Annotated in this window: 12 protein-coding genes and 1 pseudogene; 8 read left to right on the top strand and 5 right to left on the bottom strand. The window is 71.6% G+C overall.

Going from position 1 to position 17,038, the window contains the following annotated elements:
• The 3 genes from FRZ03_RS39545 to eccE form a co-directional block, all read right to left on the bottom strand.
• A partial coding sequence (locus tag FRZ03_RS39545) for an SCO5717 family growth-regulating ATPase (RefSeq protein ID WP_261399439.1) occupies window positions 1–1,095 on the bottom strand: 1,095 nt, incomplete at its 3' end.
• Between the two features lie 311 nt (window positions 1,096–1,406).
• The gene (locus FRZ03_RS32665) at window positions 1,407–2,117 is read right to left on the bottom strand and encodes a hypothetical protein (protein ID WP_146468843.1); all 711 of its coding nucleotides are present in this window, start codon (window positions 2,115–2,117) and stop codon (window positions 1,407–1,409) included.
• 68 nt (window positions 2,118–2,185) lie between these two features.
• Window positions 2,186–3,358 (bottom strand): type VII secretion protein EccE, encoded by a 1,173-nt coding sequence (gene eccE / locus FRZ03_RS32660; RefSeq protein WP_186785748.1) that lies wholly within the window; start codon window positions 3,356–3,358, stop codon window positions 2,186–2,188.
• A gap of 363 nt (window positions 3,359–3,721) precedes the next feature.
• Here eccE and eccB point away from each other — a divergent pair, with 363 nt between their 5' ends.
• The 7 genes from eccB (at window position 3,722) to FRZ03_RS32625 (ending at window position 10,782) form a co-directional block, all read left to right on the top strand.
• Entirely contained in the window at window positions 3,722–5,251 is a 1,530-nt protein-coding gene (eccB, locus tag FRZ03_RS32655; protein ID WP_146468692.1) for a type VII secretion protein EccB, read from the top strand.
• A gap of 10 nt (window positions 5,252–5,261) precedes the next feature.
• Window positions 5,262–6,533, top strand: coding sequence for a type VII secretion-associated serine protease mycosin (gene mycP, locus FRZ03_RS32650; RefSeq protein ID WP_398661630.1), 1,272 nt, complete (start codon window positions 5,262–5,264; stop codon window positions 6,531–6,533).
• Window positions 6,534–6,673: 140 nt separating this feature from the next.
• Window positions 6,674–7,105, top strand: a complete 432-nt coding sequence (locus FRZ03_RS32645) for a hypothetical protein (protein WP_261399438.1) — start codon at window positions 6,674–6,676, stop codon at window positions 7,103–7,105.
• The gene (locus FRZ03_RS32640) at window positions 7,105–8,799 is read left to right on the top strand and encodes a collagen-like domain-containing protein (protein ID WP_146468691.1); all 1,695 of its coding nucleotides are present in this window, start codon (window positions 7,105–7,107) and stop codon (window positions 8,797–8,799) included. Before FRZ03_RS32645 ends, FRZ03_RS32640 begins: the two co-directional genes overlap by 1 nt.
• A 28-nt stretch (window positions 8,800–8,827) precedes the next feature.
• Window positions 8,828–10,036, top strand: a complete 1,209-nt coding sequence (locus FRZ03_RS32635) for a S8 family serine peptidase (protein ID WP_186785747.1) — start codon at window positions 8,828–8,830, stop codon at window positions 10,034–10,036.
• A 77-nt stretch (window positions 10,037–10,113) separates the two neighbouring features.
• On the top strand, window positions 10,114–10,452 hold the full coding sequence (locus tag FRZ03_RS32630) for a WXG100 family type VII secretion target (protein ID WP_146468690.1): 339 nt from the start codon (window positions 10,114–10,116) through the stop codon (window positions 10,450–10,452).
• A gap of 27 nt (window positions 10,453–10,479) precedes the next feature.
• The gene (locus tag FRZ03_RS32625; RefSeq protein WP_146468689.1) at window positions 10,480–10,782 is read left to right on the top strand and encodes a WXG100 family type VII secretion target; all 303 of its coding nucleotides are present in this window, start codon (window positions 10,480–10,482) and stop codon (window positions 10,780–10,782) included.
• A gap of 245 nt (window positions 10,783–11,027) precedes the next feature.
• Here FRZ03_RS32625 and eccCa read toward each other — a convergent pair whose 3' ends face one another.
• Window positions 11,028–14,993 carry a type VII secretion protein EccCa gene (gene eccCa / locus FRZ03_RS32620; protein ID WP_146468688.1) on the bottom strand — a complete coding sequence of 1,322 codons (3,966 nt, stop codon included), beginning with the start codon at window positions 14,991–14,993 and terminating at the stop codon, window positions 11,028–11,030.
• A gap of 304 nt (window positions 14,994–15,297) precedes the next feature.
• Between eccCa and eccD the strand changes: the two genes are divergently transcribed.
• A complete protein-coding gene (gene eccD, locus FRZ03_RS32610) occupies window positions 15,298–16,791 on the top strand; it encodes a type VII secretion integral membrane protein EccD (RefSeq protein ID WP_146468687.1) in 1,494 nt (497 codons plus the stop codon).
• Window positions 16,792–16,863: 72 nt separating this feature from the next.
• On the opposite strand, the pseudogene FRZ03_RS32605 reads toward eccD, so the two are convergent.
• Window positions 16,864–17,038, bottom strand: a pseudogene (locus FRZ03_RS32605) (type VII secretion integral membrane protein EccD); the annotation flags it as partial.

The raw sequence follows: 17,038 nt of genomic DNA, 5'->3' as shown, positions 1-17,038 counted from the left end.
CTGGGGGACCGCGCCGTTCGCGGGTACGGCTTCCTGCGGCCCCGTCTGCTCGCCGCCCGCGGCTTGCGCGGGGGCCTTCTCCTCGCCGGAAACGTCGTCGGCGGTGCCCTCCGGCGCACGGTCCGCGGCCTCGCCGTCGGGGACATCGGTCCCGGCGGCGCCGTCGACGCCCGGTTCCGCGTCCTCGGCCGGGGAGTTCGCCTCCTCGGCCTCGCCCTTCGCAACGACCGCGTCCCGGGCGTCCCCGGCGTCCCCGGACTCTTCCCCGCCGGTCTCGGTTTCGGTCTCGGACCCGGTCTCGGACCCGGACCCGGTCTCGGACCCGGACCCGGTCTCGGACCGGGCGTCGGACGGAGAACCGGAACCGGACTCAGCGCCGGGAACGGAACCGGCGACGGACGGGGAACCGGAATCGGCCTGGGCGCCCGACCCGGCCTGGGAGCCGGACCCGGACGTGGAACCGGCGCCCGACCGGGCCTCGGACTCCGCGGCGGCCTTCTGCATGGCGGCGGCCTGCTCGGCGATCTCCGCCATCTCCCGCTTCAGGGCGACGGCGGAGAACCGCATGGTGGCCCCGCTCTCCAGATCCCCGTTGCCGGTCTCGGGCGCGACGGCCGGCGCCTCGGGCTGGGCCTGCGGCGGCGGGGAGGGCTGCTGCGGCTGCTGCAACTCGAACCCGTCGGGCAGCCTCGGCATCGGAACGGAACCGTCGGCCGGCGCGGCGAACGGCGTTCCCTGCGGCGGCGTACCGACCGGCGGTGTGCTGGGCGGCGGCGGAGTCGCCCCGGCGCCAGGCCCGGGCACCGGCGCCGCCGTACCCGGCGACGAGGAGAACGGCGGAACCACGGCGCTCCCCGGACCACCGGCCCCGGCCCCGCCCTGCTCGGCGAAGCCCTCGGCGCCGCCCACGCCGGTCGGTCCCCCGAGCGAACCGCCACCGCCGGAGCCCGCGGCGCCGGACGCGTTCTGCGTGTACCAGGCGGGGGGAGCGTAGTCGATGGTGAACTCGCCGGTGGTCTCGACGGCCTCCGCGTCGGGCTGGTCATCGCCGGGTGTGGCCCAGCCCCCGCGCATCCCGTCCCGATCGCTGCTCACAGTTCCTCCTGGTGTGGTCGAGCACCCTCATGCCGTGCCGGGGCGACCATGTCGTGTCGTTCGAGTCGTCCGTAGTCGTCAGGGGCAGTCCGCTCCACGGGTCCTGCCATCACGCCCGCTCCCAGCCTAATCACCACGAGCCGCCCCTCGGCAGGCCCGCCCGCCTGTCGGCTCGCGCACACCAGGTGGGAGGGCACGGCGAAGAACCGCGCCCGCCATCCGAGTTGTCGCACGAAACCGGGAGCAAACGGAAGAGGAACGGCGAACGAGAAAGAGAGAGAAGACGAACAAACGGGACGGACAAGGGCAGTTCAGTCCATGCGCCGGGGGGTGCCGAGCAATCCGGTCTCGGCGTCGGTGGGCTGGGTCAGCACGTACTGCCGATCGCGGTCGGTACACCACAGGGTGACGCCGTCCGGCAGCGCGGGCAGCGTCTCCACCTCGGTGCGGGTCAGACCCATGGTGCGCCCGAGTTCGGCGGCCTCGTCCGGGGAGACCCGCTGGATGCCGGCGAGCCGCGCCTGCCGCAGCAGCCGGGGCGCGACCGGACTGAGGTACGGCAGCAGGGTCAGCACCGACTGCCAGGGCCCGGACACCACACGGCCGCGCGGGGGCCGCATGCCGCAGTCCCGCACCACCAGGACCGGCGTACCGGCCGAGGCGCCCTGCGGGGGCACCCGCCCGACGTCGTACACCGACAGGCCGTTCTGCCCGCCGCCCATGGCGTGCACCATCTGCATCCAGGCCTGGGGCCGGCCGGTCTCCACGGCCACCCGCGCGCCGGTGGCCGCCGCCCGCAGGGCCAGCACCTGCGCCGTCCACAGGCCGCCGATCAGCACCACGTCGTACGGGGTGGGCCGGTTGATGCCCAGCACGGCCGGCTGTCCCTCGGCGTCCACCCCGGCCACCACGCCGTCGTCGCCGATGGGCAGGGCGAGGGTGTCCAGCAGTTCGGCGGAGAGCGTGTGCCTGCCGTGCCGGGGCCCGAGCAGCCCGAGGCCGTGCCGCAGCCGCTCGCCCAGCCCGCGCGCCGTGAGGTCGCCCCCCGCCGACTGCCGGTTCTCCGGCGAGGCCGACTGATCCGTCGTCGTCACCGCGCACCTCCGAGGGGCAGTGTGGCCAGCATGCCAGGCAGCTGCTCACGGTCGAGGCGGGCCAGACCGGCCCCGGCCCCGCGGGCCGCCGCCTCCAACGCGTGTCGCGCCGCGACCAGTTCGTCATCGCTGCGGCCGGTCACCCGCAGGTGCCCGCACAGCGACACCTCCTGCCGGTCGCCGCGCGCCAGGGTGAGGCTGAAGGTGGTGGCGAGCGCCGGTATCGCCGTGACCCGGGCGACGAACTGTGGCAGCGACTCGCCCCGCCCGCCGCCGAGTTGGGGCCAGCGCCGCACCCAGTAGGTGGTGTGCCGCCGGTTGTCGCAGCGCCAGCTGCGCCCGGACTCCTCCGTACGCCGCTCCCGCGCCTCGCTGCGCCCGGCCTCCGCCGTGACCAGCGGGTTGGCGCAGGCCGACGTGGCGAGCGCGGCGATCAGCTCCTCCTCGTCGAGCACCCGCGCCCCGAAGCCCGCCCCGGTGAGCCTGCTCGCCAGGTGGTCCGCGACCCGCACGACGCACTTCTGCGCCCCGAGCAGCCCGCCCCCGCGCGCGGCCACGGCCTCCGCGCAGGCCTCCGGGTCCAGTTTCAGCGCGATCCAGGTGATGCGCACGGCCGGAGCGCCCGTCTGCTCCTGCAAGGGGAGGTAGTTGGCGACGGCCACGGACTGCTGCGGCAGGTGCAACGCCGGCGCCGGCTGCGTGTGCAGCACCGTCTGCGCCGACTCCAGCCGTATCCCGTCCACCTCCAGCGCGTCCCGCACCAGCCCCAACGGCAACGGCTGCCGGCTCCGCTCCGCCCGCAACGCCGTCGCGTCGGCCTCCACCTGCAACACGGCGGTGACGAAGGTGCCGTCCCCGACGATGCCGACGGGGCGGCGGTCGCGGTGGGTGTAGGAGTAGGTGCGCAGGCTCGGCTCGCACTCCAGCGCGGGTACCAGCGAGGGTTCGGTGCCCGGCGGTATCGGAGTGTTCGCGGCCCGGCGCTGACGTGCCTTCAACTCCCGTGCGGTAGCCAGCCATTCGGGCAGCGACCGGCCGCGACGGCGGACGAACGCGAGCGCGACCAGCAGTACGGCGAGGACGGCGGCGGGCACCAGGGCGACCGGGCCGACGACCCAGCCGACGACGAGCAGGGCGAGCGCGAGTTCCGGCAGTACGAGCCGTTGCATGCGGAACGAGCCGGAGAGCGTCGGACGGGCGGCCGGACGCGCCGTGTCCGGGGGCCGCTGTTCCCGGGGCGGCGCCGTCGGCGAACCGGCCGGTTCAGGACCGGCCGCCGCAGGGGCGGCCGCCCGCCCGTGCCCGCGCGTACGAGCCCGCGTCCCGGAAGCCCTCAACTCGTCCCCCCATTTTCCTCACAACTCCCAGCAATTCCGCCCCTGAGCAGAGGCCTTGAGAGCCCCGGTACCCTACCTGCTCCACGGAACCGATCAGACACCAGGCATAGTAGGGGCTCGGTCCGACAACGCGGTGCCGGAGACGGTCGTCTCCGACCGGCCATCCGGACGGCACACGGGGAGAATCAGGGGCAGATGGCATCTCGGCGGGATCAACTCAACGCCTACACCTTTGCGAAGCGGCGCATGCTCGCGGCATTCGTCCAGCCCTCCTCCGACGGCTCGGAAGAAGGAGCCCCCAAGCCCCTGCGGGCGATCCTGCCCGGCACCATCGCCGGCGTCGTCGTCCTGGCCGTCTTCGGCGCCTGGGGCATGTTCCGGCCGACCGCACCGCAGGGCTGGGACACCCCCGGCGAGAAGGTCATCATCGCCAGCAAGTCCACCACCCGGTACGTCGTCCTCAAGACGGACGGCAAGACCGAGCTGCACCCGGTGCTCAACATGGCCTCGGCGAAACTGCTCCTCGCCGACGGCAAGGGCGACGTGGTCACCGTCGACGAGTCGATCCTCGACAACGGCAAGATCCCGCACGGCGTCACCATCGGCATCCCGTACGCCCCCGACCGCCTGCCCTCCAGCCAGGAGGCGGGCGCCAAGAAGCGCTGGGCCGTCTGCGAGCGCCCGAGCGCGGGCGGCGGGGCCATCCAGAAGGCCGCGTTCGTCCTCGCCGCCCGCGACCTGAAGAAGACCGAGAGCACCCGCGAGAAGCTCGGCGGCGGGGACATCCTGTACGTCGCCGCCCCGGACGGGCAGCGCTACATCGTGGACGCGCACGGCACCGCGTACGAGGTCGACAAGAACAACGAACTCCTGCTGCGCACGCTGGTCGGCGCGAACCGGCAGCCCCAGCGCGTCTCCAGCGACTGGCTCGACACCCTGCACAAGGGTGATCCGATCGAGTTTCCCCGGATCGAGGGAACCGCGACCGCGCCCGCCGGCGTCCAGGGCAGCCTGCCGGCCACCGCCAACCGGGTCGGCATGGTCCTGCGGGCCCCCGACGGCGACCGCCAGCAGTACTACATCGTCGAACCGGGCAAGGTCCTGCCCGTCTCCGACTTCACCGCGAAGCTGCTCCTCAACAGCAGCGACCTCGTCCACCTCGGCCAGGCGGGCAAGGTCCTCGACGTCAGCGCGGGCGCGTTCGTGCCCGGCACCACCCCCTTCGCGGCCGACCGCAAGTGGCCGAGCCTCTCCCCGAAGGTCGTCAACGACGCGGGCTCCGGGAGCGGCGGCCGCGACACCGTCTGCAACGTCCTCGACCACGTCGACCCCGGCCACGGCACCACGACCCTGAGCACCTGGGCGGGCACCGACTTCCCCGCCACGCTGCCCACCGGCTCGTCGAGCGCCTACGTGACCCCCGGGTCCGGCCAGCTCTACCGCCAGTTCCAGGGCACGGACACCAAGGCCGGCGGGGTCTTCCTCGTCACGGACACCGGCCTGCGCTACGCCATGCAGTCCAACGCCGACAGCGACTCCAGCGGCACCGAGTACGGCATGACCGACAAGCAGCGCAAGGAAATGCGACAGGAGGCCCAACTGGCCCAGACCCGGCTCGGTTACGCCGGCCTGGACCCGGCCCCGATCCCGGTCGCCTGGTCCCTGTTCCTGCCGACGGGGCCTCGCCTGTCGACCACCGCGGCGAGCCAGCCGCAGGGTTCGTAGGAGGAGTCACGTGACGTACGCGCCGTCGTCCTCGCGTCTGCTCCGCACCGCCGCGATCGCGGCCGCCACGCTGTGCACCGCCACGGTCGCCCTGGCGCCGCCCGCCGCCGCGGACTCCTTCGGCGACCAGTGCAACTTCCCCAACAAGATGTATCCGGGGCGCCCGTGGGCCCTGCAACGCGTGCTGCTGGACGAGCTGTGGAGCCAGTCCAAGGGCAAGAACGTGCGGGTCGCGGTCATCGACACCGGGGTGGACACCAAGAACCCCCAGCTGACCCACGCGGTCGACGCGTCGAGCGGGGCGAACCTGCTGCCGGACAAGAACGGCAAGGGACAGAAGATCGACCGCGGCAAGGCGGACGGCACGACCGACACCGTCGGGCACGGCACCCGGGTGGCGGGCATCATCGCCGCCCGCCCCTCGCAGGGAACGGGCTTCGTCGGACTCGCGCCCGAGGCGACGATCATCCCGATCAAGCAGAACGACGCGGACGGCGACGGCACCGCGGAGACCCTCGCCGCGGCCATCGAGCACGCGATCCGGGAGAAGGCCCAGGTCATCAACATCTCCCAGGACACCGCCAACGCCGTGCAACCGGCCGACGGCCTGAGACGGGCGATCGACGACGCCCTCCGGCACCAGATCGTGGTGGTCGCCTCCGCGGGCAACGACGGCCTCGACGGCAACGACAAGCTCACCTACCCCGCGTCCTACCCCGGCGTCCTCGCGGTCGCCGCCTCCGACCGCAACAACGAGCGCGCGGCCTTCTCCCAGTCCGGCGACTTCGTGGGCGTCGCCGCCCCCGGCGTCGACATGATCTCCACCGTGCCCCAGGGCGGCCACTGCTCCGACAGCGGCACGAGTTTCTCCGCCCCGTACGTCGCCGGGGTCGCCGCGCTCATCAAGGCCAAGCACCCCGGCTGGACGGCGCGCGAGGTCGTCGCCCAGATCGAACAGACCGCGGAGCGCTCGGTCGCCGGCCACGACCACCTGGTCGGCTGGGGCGTGGTCGACCCCGTACGCGCCCTGACGGACGACGACCACCCCATCGAGAAGCCCACCCCCAAGGAGGGCCTCACCCGTGCCCAGGCCCCGACCCCGGCCCGCCTGGTGCTCGGCGAGACCGCGGACGAACGCAACGCCCGCCTGGCGACGTACGTCGCCGTGGGCGCGGCCGTGCTGGTGGCGGCCCTCGCGGGAGTGGCGGTGGCGATCCGCGACGCGCGTAGGAGGCCGGCGGCCGGCGGAGCCGGCACGTCCGGGGCCGTGAACGACACGTGAAGGTCGCTGACTGCAGCAGTCCTGTCACACAAGTGAGTTGGGACTGTCAGTCGCCTTGACTAGAGTGATTGCATCGCAGAAACGAAAGCTTGAGGAGTGCTGCCGCCTCAAGCAGGGGATGGAAACGGGGGTGGCGCAACGTGCGGCCTGACGACGGCGCGGGCGGACTGAAGGTCGGTCTGGAGGCACTGAAGACCTTCAAGACGCGTGTGGACGCGGTACTGAAGACATTCGAGGATTCGCCCGGCTCCGCGAAGAAGGTGGCGATGCACACGCTCACCGCCGAATCGTTCTGCGGCAAGGGCGGGTTTCCCGAGTCCGTGAGTCTGCACAGCCAGTACACGCGGGTCCACGACCGCCTCATGACGCTCTCCCAGTCGCTGACGTTGCAGATCGAGGCCATGCAGATCGCCGTGCACGGCGCGGACATCGGTTTCGCCAACCTGGACAACGATCAGCGGCGCCGGTTCCACGAGATCCGGATGCAGATCAACGAGCAGAGCGAGGATGCGCGGAAGCACCAGGAGCACCAGAAGCGCACCGACGACAAGCAGGCACACGGGGGCTTCTGATGGGTGACCACGACAAGCAGCCGGATCTGCACCAGTTCGATCGTTGGGGGGCCGACCAGCAGTTCAAGCAAGAGAAGTCGGCGATGGACGGCAACCAGTGCGCCGCGCCGAGCTTGAACAAACCGGGTGGCGGCTGCCGGGTCAGCGACTTCGAGAGCCATGACTTGAACGACATGATCGACATGGTGAAGTCCGCGAAGCCGGAGGACCTGGAGAACGCCGCCAACGGCTTCTGGGACGCGCGGGACGCCATCTGGGCCGCCGCGGACGAACTCCTGGGCCACATCAGCCGGATCGACTGGCAGGGCGAGGCGGCCAACTCGTTCCACAACTGGGCCAGCGATCTCGTCAACCACTCCTACGAGCTGGGCTTCTTCGCGGACACCGTGGGCACCCAGGTCTCCGCGGCCAGCATGGGACTCGCCTCCGTGAGCAATTCCATGCCACCCCGCGACACCCGGCCCAAGGGGCTCACGATTGCCGAGCAGGTCAAGCTGGACCCCCAGGGCATCACGGCCCGGGCCGTCGAGAGGAATCGCCAAGAGGCGATCAACCAGATGAACCGGCTGGCGTCGTACTACGCCGTCTCGGAGGAGAACCTGCGGGGGCAGGACGGGCCTACGTTCGGGAAGATGCCGGACATGGGGGTGCCGAGGGTCTCTACAACCTCTGTCACCGGTGACGGTGTCGGCGGACAACCGGTGTCTCTTGCGCACGGATCCGGGACGAGGCAGGCGCACGAGTACTCCGTCTCCGCTCCGGCCGGTCCAGGGGCGGCAGGGAGTGACCCCGGGACGAAGCTGCACCACGTGGCCCCGCCGTCGGATCAACGTGTGCACCTGGACCCGTCTCAGCACGTTGGGACGAACATCGACAGCGCCAACACCCTTCCCCCGGACACCGTCAAGCCGACTGCGCCGGTCACGCCGTCGACGGCACCCACTCCCGGCGGCGGGGGGCCGATTCCACCCGTCCCCACTGGTCCGGTGATGCCGACCGTGGGCATGCCCGTGGGACGTGCTGGAGCAGGCGGGACGCGAGGTCCGTTTTCTCCTTCGCGGATGGCCGTCCCCGCTGTCGAAGAGCCGGGAGTCGGAACAGGCACGGGCCGTGGCCCCGTTGGCGGGGTGCGGCAGCCGGTGGTGCCGGGGCAGACAGGCGCGCGTGGGCCGGTGTCGCCCATGGGCAGGACGCCCGTGGGCCAGTCCCCCGTGGGCAGGGCTCCGGTGGGCCAGGGCCCGGTCGGACGCAGCATCGTCGGTGGAACGCCCAGGAGCGTGGGCACGCCCGGCGAGCGCCCGGGGGGAACGGGCCCGACCGGGACGGCACGCACCGGTGGTGTCGTCGGAGGCCGACCGACCACGCCGTCCGCGAAGGGTGCCACCGGCTCCAGGGTTCCCCGTGGCACGGTCATCGGTGGCGAGCCTGCCGCGCGTGATCCGCACGCTGTTGAGCGTCCCGGTCAACGTGGGGTGATCCGGGCGGCCGAGCCAGAGGGTGGTGAGGGGCAGGCCTCGCGCAGGCCCGTAACTCCCGGCGGCGCGATCGGGGCGTCCAACAGTAAGGCGCCGGCAGCGAGGAGCGGCGCTCGTGCCTCTGACGAGCACGTGCCGGGGCGCTTGGCTGCCCGACGCTCCACACGGGACCGCGACGACAAGAAGTCGCGCCGGCGACAGGCGCCGGAGACCGAGTAACGACATGAAGCGAGGACGTACGAGAGGCATGTTGTCAGCGAGCACGAAACGAGTGACCGCCGCGTGTGCAGCACTCGGCGCACTGATGGCTCTGCCGGTGGGCCTGGCCCCCAGCGCGGCTGCCGCCGACGTCCAGTCGCAGCAGTGGTACCTGTCGGCCATGAAGGCCGACGAAATGTGGAAGACGAGTACGGGCAAGGGAGTCAAGATTGCCGTCGTCGACACGGGCGTCAACCCCTCGACTCCCTCCCTCCAAGGGCAGGTGCTGGTCGACGAAGTGCCGAAGTCCCTTTCCTACGGAGCCACCAAGGACATCAGCGGCCACGGTACGACCATGGCTGAGATCATCGCCGGAACCGGTCACGGTGGGGGATTGAAGGGCCTCGCTCCGGACGCCAAGGTCGTGCCCTACCGGGTCGCGGTGCGCGGGATGAGTCTGTCCGAGCAGAACAAGGCTCCCGACCCGGTCGCGGTGATCAAAGCTATCGCCAACAGCGATGTCAAGATCATCAACATGTCCTTCGCCGACGACATCAGCTACGACGACGAGCAGGCAGCGATCAAGTACGCCGCGTCCAAGGGCAAGCTGTTGTTCGCTGGCTCCGGTAACGATGCGCAGACGACCAACGGGAAGTTGTACCCGGCCTCGTACCCTGACGTCGTCGGCGTCTCTGCCGTGGACAAGACCGGAACGGTGGGGAAGTTCTCGAACCACGGGTTCTCGGTTGATCTGGCTGCCCCTGGTGTGGACATTCCCGCCTGGTGCAACGCGTCCTTCCACTCCTACTGCTCTCATGTTTACGGCACCAGCGACGCCACCGCCGTAGCCTCCGCCTCCGCCGCCCTCATCTGGTCCGCTCACCCCGACTGGACCGCCAACCAGGTCCTGCGTTCGCTGATCGACACCGCCGGCCGGGAGTGGCCCAAGGAGACCCCCAGCAATTACCTCGGGTACGGCATCATCCGCCCCCGCAAGGTGCTGGAGAACGCCCACTACAACCCCGGACCGGCGAACGTCGATCCTCTCGCCGTCGAGGACGGGGTCGCCAAACCGAAGACCTCGCCCTCCGCTTCCGCCCCCGCCAAGTCCCCCTCCGGCGGAGAGACCTCCGCCGCCGACGCAGGCTCCAAGTCGTCCGGCAACACCCTGACATGGGTCGTCGTCGGAGCGGCCGCCGCACTGGTGGTGATCGGTGGCGCGGCCTTCGCGGTCATCCGGTCACGACGACGTGCCTGACGGTTCACACGAAAGGCGTCACCACCCGGTGATGCGCAGTCACAAGCAGCACAGCTCTCACGAAGGGGAGTGCCGACATGGCCGACGGCCGTAAGTTTCATGATGACCACGCACAAAAGCTCCAGACGAACGTCATCGACCGCTACGAGTCGGTCAAGACGAGCCTCGGCAAGCTTCAGGGCACGATCGACATGATCGAGGCCCAGTGGACCGGCCACGGCGCCAACGCGTTCAAGACGAAGCAGCACGAGATCAACGAGCACATGGCCGCCATCGGCCGCATGCTCGAGGACTTCCTCGAGGGCATCCGTCTCAACAAGGCCGACAAGACCAAGCTCGAGGACGAGCTCCACTCGACGATCAACAAGATCGAGGTGGACGCCGGCGCGAGCACCTCGGCGCTGAACCTGTACTGACCGGATCCGAAGGAAGAGGAAGAAGACATGACCGATCCGCACTACCAGGATCTGACCGTCAAGTACGGCGCCCTGGACTCGCTCGCCACCGAGCTGGGCAACGTGGCCAAGAAGCTGGAAGACGACCTCAGCGCTCTGAAGAAGGGCGTCCTCGACGTGGCCGAGGGCTGGGGCGGCGAGGCGTACGACGCCTTCCAGCGCAAGTCGAAGGCGTGGGACCAGCACGCCACCGGCATCCACCAGGCGCTGCTCTCCATCACGCATCGGGTGCACGCGGCCGGTGGTGACTACCGCGGCGGCGACCTCAAGGGCGCCAGCTACTTCGAGTGATGCGGACCGCATGAGAACGCGGACCGCATGAGAACGGTGGGGATGGGCACGCGCGGGAGGCGCCCATCCCCACCGGCTTTTTTGCGCCGCACGGGTGTCGTTCAGGCCGCGCACGCGATCAGATAACAGGACCGAGAACGGGACCGAGACCGAGACTGGGACCGAGAACGATCGAGACCGGCTCCGGAGACACCGGACCGGGGGGGGGGGCGCGGCAGCACCGCTGCCGCGCCTCCGCCCCGGTGTCAGTACTCCACGTCCACCAGCCCCGTCTGCACCAGCATCTTCCCCCGCCTGCGCGAGACGAAGACACCGCGTCCCGTCGGCATCGGCCGCGGCCGGACCCCGCCCAGGAGGTCGCCCTCGCTCGGGTCGCCGGAGAGCACCACGCCCTGCGCGCCCAGCTCGGTCATCCGCTGCATGAACGCCTCGAACGAGGCCCGTCCCGCGCCCGCGGTCGACCGGGCGATGATGAACCGCACACCGACGTCACGGGCGAACGGCAGCAGTTCCGCGAGGCCCCCGAGCGGGTTCCCGCTGGACGTGGAGACCAGGTCGTAGTCGTCCACGACCACGTACACCGTCGGGCCCCGCCACCAACTGCGCTCCCGCAGCTGCTGGGCGGTGACATCGGCCGTGGGCGTGCGCCGCTTCATCAAGTCGGCCAGGGCCACCATGTGGTGGTCCATGGCGTTGGACATCGGGATGTACTCGGCCAGGTGCGAGGCCGGCGTGACGTCCAGCAGGGACCGCCGGTTGTCGACCACGAAGAACTTCGCCTCGTCGCCCGAGTAGCGCTGCGTCAGCTGCGTGATGAGCAGCCGCAGCAGATTCGACTTCCCCGACTCGCTCTCGCCGAAGACCAGGAAGAACGGGTCCTGTTCGAAGTCGACGAAGACCGGCTCCAGGTCGTTCTCGTCGATACCGAAGGCGACCCCCTGCCGCGGGAAGCGGTCCCCCGCGGGCAGCTGCTCCGCCGGAAGCTCCCTCGGCAGCATCCGCACCTGCGGCGCGCCCGGCGCCTGCCAGTGCCGGGAGACCTCGGCCGCCAGGGCCGCCGTCGCGTCGGCCAGGTCCGTGTCGGAGGTGAGGCCGTCGATGCGCGGCACCGCGGCCATGAAGTGCAGCTTCTGCGGCGACACACCGCGTCCCGGCACGCCCGCCGGCACGTTCGCCGCCACCTTGCGGTCGATCTCGGAGTCCATGGTGTCGCCGAGCCGCAGTTCGAGGCGGTTCATCAGATGGTCCTTGAGGTTGGCCCGGACCTCCATCGAACGCGACGCCGTCAGCACCAGGTGGATGCCGTACCCGAGGCCGCGCGCCGCGATCTCCAGGACGGCCGGCTCCAGACTGTCGTAGTCCGTGCGGAAGTTGCCCCAGCCGTCGATCACCAGGAACACATCGCCCCACGGCTGGTCGGTGACCGAGATCTCGCCACGCTCGCGCCGGGTACGGAAGTCCTGGATCGAGGCGATGCCCGCCGTGCGGAAGTACTCCTCGCGGCGCCGCAGCACACCGAAGACCTCGGAGACCGTGCGCCGAACCCGCTCCGGGTCCAGGCGGGAGGCGATCCCGCCCACGTGCGGGAGCCCGGCCACCGCCGCCATACCGCCGCCACCGAAGTCCAGGCCGTAGAACTGCACCTCCTGCGGTGTGTGCGTCAGCGCGAAGGCGCAGATCAGCGACCGCATCAGGGTGGACTTGCCGGACTGCGGGCCGCCCAGCAGCTGCAGATGGCCCGCGGCACCGGAGAAGTCGAGCCACAGCGGCTCACGGCGCTGCTCGTACGGCTTGTCGACCAGGCCCACGGGGACGACGAGACGCCCCGCGCCCTCGTAGCCGGGCTGGGTGAGCCCGCGCCCCGGTACGGCCGTGAGCTTGGGCAGCAGCCCGTCCAGCGAGGGCGGGCTGTCCAGCGGCGGCAGCCACACCCGGTGCGCCGCCGGGCCCTGGGCCTCCAGCCGGCGCACGATCACGTCGAGGACCGTGTCCGCGAGGGCGTCGTCGACCTGGGCGGCCGACTCCGTGCGCTGCTGCGGCACCGGCGCGTACTGCACGGGCACCGCCGCGGCCGTGAACAGCACCGGCCGCCGGTCGACGGGCAGCGGCCCCCCGGCGGACGCGGACTGCCGGCCCCCGGAGCGGTACACCCCGGAGACGTACGCCGCCTTGAAGCGGACCATCTCGTCGGTGCCGAACTTCAGGAAGCCGGAGCCGGGCACGTTCGGGAGCTCGTAGGCGTCCGGGACGCCGAGGGCCGCGCGGGACTCGGCCGCGGAGAAGGTGCGCAGACCGATCCGGTACGACAGGTACGTCTCCAGGCCGCGCAGCCGGCCCTCCTCCAGGCGCTGCGAGGCCAGCAGCAGATGCACGCCCAGCGAACGGCCGATGCGTCCGATCTGCACGAACATCTCGATGAAGTCCGGCTTGGCGGTGAGCAGTTCGCTGAACTCGTCGATCACCAGCACGAGCGAGGGGATCGGCTGGAGCGGCGCGCCGGCCGCGCGTGCCTTCTCGTAGTCGTGGATGTTGGCGTAGTTGCCCGCGTCGCGCAGCAGCTCCTGGCGGCGGTTCAGCTCGCCGCGGATCGAGTCGCCCATGCGGTCGACCAGGGTGAGGTCGTCGGCCAGGTTGGTGATGACCGCCGCCACGTGCGGCATCTGCGCCATGCCGGCGAAGGTCGCGCCGCCCTTGAAGTCGGCGAGGACGAAGTTCAGGGTCTCCGAGGAGTGGGTGACCGCGAGGCCCAGCACCAGGGTGCGCAGCAGCTCCGACTTGCCGGAGCCGGTGGCGCCCACACACAGGCCGTGCGGGCCCATGCCCTCCTGGGCGGCCTCCTTGAGGTCCAGCATCACGGGACGGCCGTCCACGCCGACACCGATCGGCACCCGCAGCCGCTCGGCCAGCCCGCGCGGCCGCCAGGTGCGCTGCGGATCGACGGAGGCCGCGTCGCCCAGGTTCAGCAGTTCCGTGAACTCCAGGTTGGCGAGCAGGGGTTCGTCGTCGTCACCGCCGGAGGCGAGGCGCAGCGGGGCCAGTTGGCGGGCGAGGGCTTCGGCGGACTCGTACGACAGGGCGTCCGGCGTACCCTCGTAGACCTCTCCGCTCGCCGACTCCAGGCGCAGCACGCCGGGCTGCGCGGTGATCCACAGGTCGCCGCGGGCGGCGGCGAGTTCCCCGGGCACGACCTCGATCACCGTCACGCCCTGGAGCCCTTCCAGGTTGGACAGCACGGAGTCGGGCGGCAGGGAGACGCCGTCGAGGACGAGGACGATGTGGGGCTCCTCCAGCAGCGGCGCGCCGCTCGGGTGGAACCGCGGCCGGCCGGCGAGGCGGTCGGCCAGCAGGTCCTCCAGCTCGCGGGCGTCGGGGCCGATCAGCCGGCGCGAGCCCGCCCCGTCCACGGCGTCGGCCGCCTGGGCGTGCGGCAGCCACTTGACCCACTCCCACTGCGGGAGCGTGTCCCGGCCGGCCGCCACGGCGACGATCAGGTCCTCGGGGGAGTGCAGCGCGGCCAGCGAGCCGGTCAGGGCGCGCACGCAGGAGCGCGCGGACTCCGCGTCGCCGCTGACGGTGACGTGGTAGAAGGCGCGCAGCGAGACGGCCATCGGCAGGTCGCCCAGGGTGCCGTGGACGTCGACGAACCGCTCCATGGCGCCCGCCGTGAGCGGTTCCAGCCGCCCTGCCGGGCCGGCCTCGGGGGCGATGAGCGGCGTGGCCAGTTCCTGGGCGCCCAGCCCGATGCGCACCTGGGCGAAGTCCTCGTCGCCCGGCCTGCGTTCCCACACCCGGCTGCCCTCGGCGACCAGCGCCCACAACTGCTCGGGCGAGGGGTGCAGGTAGTACTGCGCGTCGCGCTGCGCCTTGGCGGTGGCCACCGCGGCGCTCCGGGTCTGCGACAGGTAGCGCATGTAGTCGCGCCGCACATCGGCGAGTTGGCCCTGGGAGCCGCGCCGGAAACGGATCACCATCGCGATGGACATGGCGACGGTGGACGCGATCATCACCATGCCCATGATCTTCATGAACGGCTGCCCGTTCGTGAAGAAGAAGACCACCGAGCCACCCATGCCGAGCGTCGGCAGCAATTGCATGAGGACGCTTTCCTGCGGTCCCCGGGGCAATTCCGGGGGAGGCTGGAGAACGACCTCCCCTGTGGGCACTTCGGACGGCAGCGCCCGAGGCGGGCGCTTCACGACGATGTGACTCACTGCTCCCCAATTCCTTTGCCGGGCCCCAAGAATGAGGTCCGTCCCCCGTTGACGGACGGACGCAGGCCGCCGCGTGATCCTACTGACTCCACGAATGACCGGTGCGGGGTAGGGTGCCGGGTGTTCGCTTGAGCACACGCGAACACACCCCGCGAACCGGGGTATTCCGTGCGAGGCGTCTCCGCACGCCACCCCTGGCGGAGTCGGGCGACGCCCTCTGCGTCGATTCTCGGGTGTCCGCCCCGGGGACGGAGCAGGATTTTCACATCACGGGCGCAGAATCATCACTGAGGGGGAGTACGAGGTGACCACGACGACCACGGGAACAGCGGTGCCCGGCACGGGGTCCGGGTCGGGGCTCGGTTTCTGCCGGATCACGATCGTCGCACCCGACAGCCGGATCGACGTGGCACTGCCCGACGACATCCCGGTCGCCGACATCTACCCGGAGATCCTCAGGCTCTCCCGGCAGGAGCCCGCCGAGGGCGCACCGGTCGGCTACCACCTCGTACGCCGCGACGGCACCGTCCTCGACAGCGCGCGGTCCTTCGCCGCCCAGCGGATTCTCGACGGCGAACTGCTCACCCTGCGCCCCTTCTCCGAGTCGCTGCCGCCGGCCGTCTTCGACGACGTCTCCGAGGCGGTCGCCTCCGCGGTGACCCGGCACCGGACCCTGTGGAGCGACGACCTCACCCGCGTCGCCGGTCTCGTCGGCGCGGGCGTCCTGTCGGCCCTGCTCGCCTTCGTCGCCTGGCAGGCGGACCCCGGGCACGACATGCACAGCCTGCCCGGCGTCCTCGCGGGCGTCGCCGCGGTGCTCCTCGTCGTCTTCGCCGCCGTGCGCGGCCGGGTCTACGACGACCGGGGCGCGGCGATCGCCCTGGGCCTCGGCGCCCTGCCCAACGCCGCCGTGGCCGGTTCCGGACTGCTCTCCCTCGCCCACGGCCAGGGCATCGGGAAACTCCAGTTCCTGCTCGCCTGCGCGGCCGTGCTGCTCGCCGCCGTCGTGCTGACGCTGTGCACACCGGGCGGCGACGCCCCGTTCGTCGCCTTCGTCCTCGCCTCCGCGCTCGGCCTGGTCACCGTGTTCACGGCCGTCCTGGTGCACTGGACGCCGAAGGAGATCGCCGCCCTGTGCGCGCCCCTGGCGGTCGGCGGCCTCGCCTTCCTGCCCGGGCTGTCCATGCGCTTCGCCCGGCTGCCCATCGGCTTCGAGCCGCCGAACTCCGCCCAGAGCAGCGTCTACGGCACGGAGACCACCGTGCAGGAGCCGGTCGACCTGAAGCGGATCGAGGCCCAGGCCCGCCGCGGCCACGAGATCCTGGTCGGCCTCGTCGGCGGCTGCGCGCTCACCGCCCTCGCCGCCACCGCGGTGCTCGGCTTCTCCGACGACGTCTGGGCCCAGTTGCTCGCCCTCGCCACGGCCGTCGCGCTCCTCATGCGCGCCCAGCTCTTCCGCTACACCGGACAGGTCGCCCCGCTGCTGGCGGCAGGGCTCGGCGCGCTCGTCCTGCTCGGTCTCGGCCTGGCGCTCAACCCGCCGCAGTCCGTCCTGCGCGACGCCCTCACCGGCGACCGCTCCGGCCTCGACATCCGCGCCGTCTGGCTCGCCGCCGCGATCGCGGCCGGCGCGGCCCTCGTGGCGGCCCTGGGGCTCATCGTCCCGCGCCGCGGCCTGAGCCCCTTCTGGGGCCGGTTCCTGGAGATCGTCGAGGGCTTCGTGCTCCTCACGCTGGTGCCCCTCGCGCTCGCCGTGTTCGACGTGTACGCCGCGGCCCGCGCGATGACCAGCAAGTGACCTGAAGGCCCCGCCCCGCCGGCCCGCCCGCCCCCGCGGGGGCGGGCGGGCCGGCGGGGCGGGGCCTTCAGGTCACTTGCTGGTCATCGCGCGGGCCGCGGCGTACACGTCGAACACGGCGAGCGCGAGGGGCACCAGCGTGAGGAGCACGAAGCCCTCGACGATCTCCAGGAACCGGCCCCAGAAGGGGCTCAGGCCGCGGCGCGGGACGATGAGCCCCAGGGCCGCCACGAGGGCCGCGCCGGCC

Origin of the sequence: Streptomyces misionensis, from assembly GCF_007896895.1 — a bacterium.
Taxonomy (GTDB): domain Bacteria; phylum Actinomycetota; class Actinomycetes; order Streptomycetales; family Streptomycetaceae; genus Streptomyces; species Streptomyces misionensis_A.
This window is presented reverse-complemented; position numbering and strand designations above follow the sequence as displayed.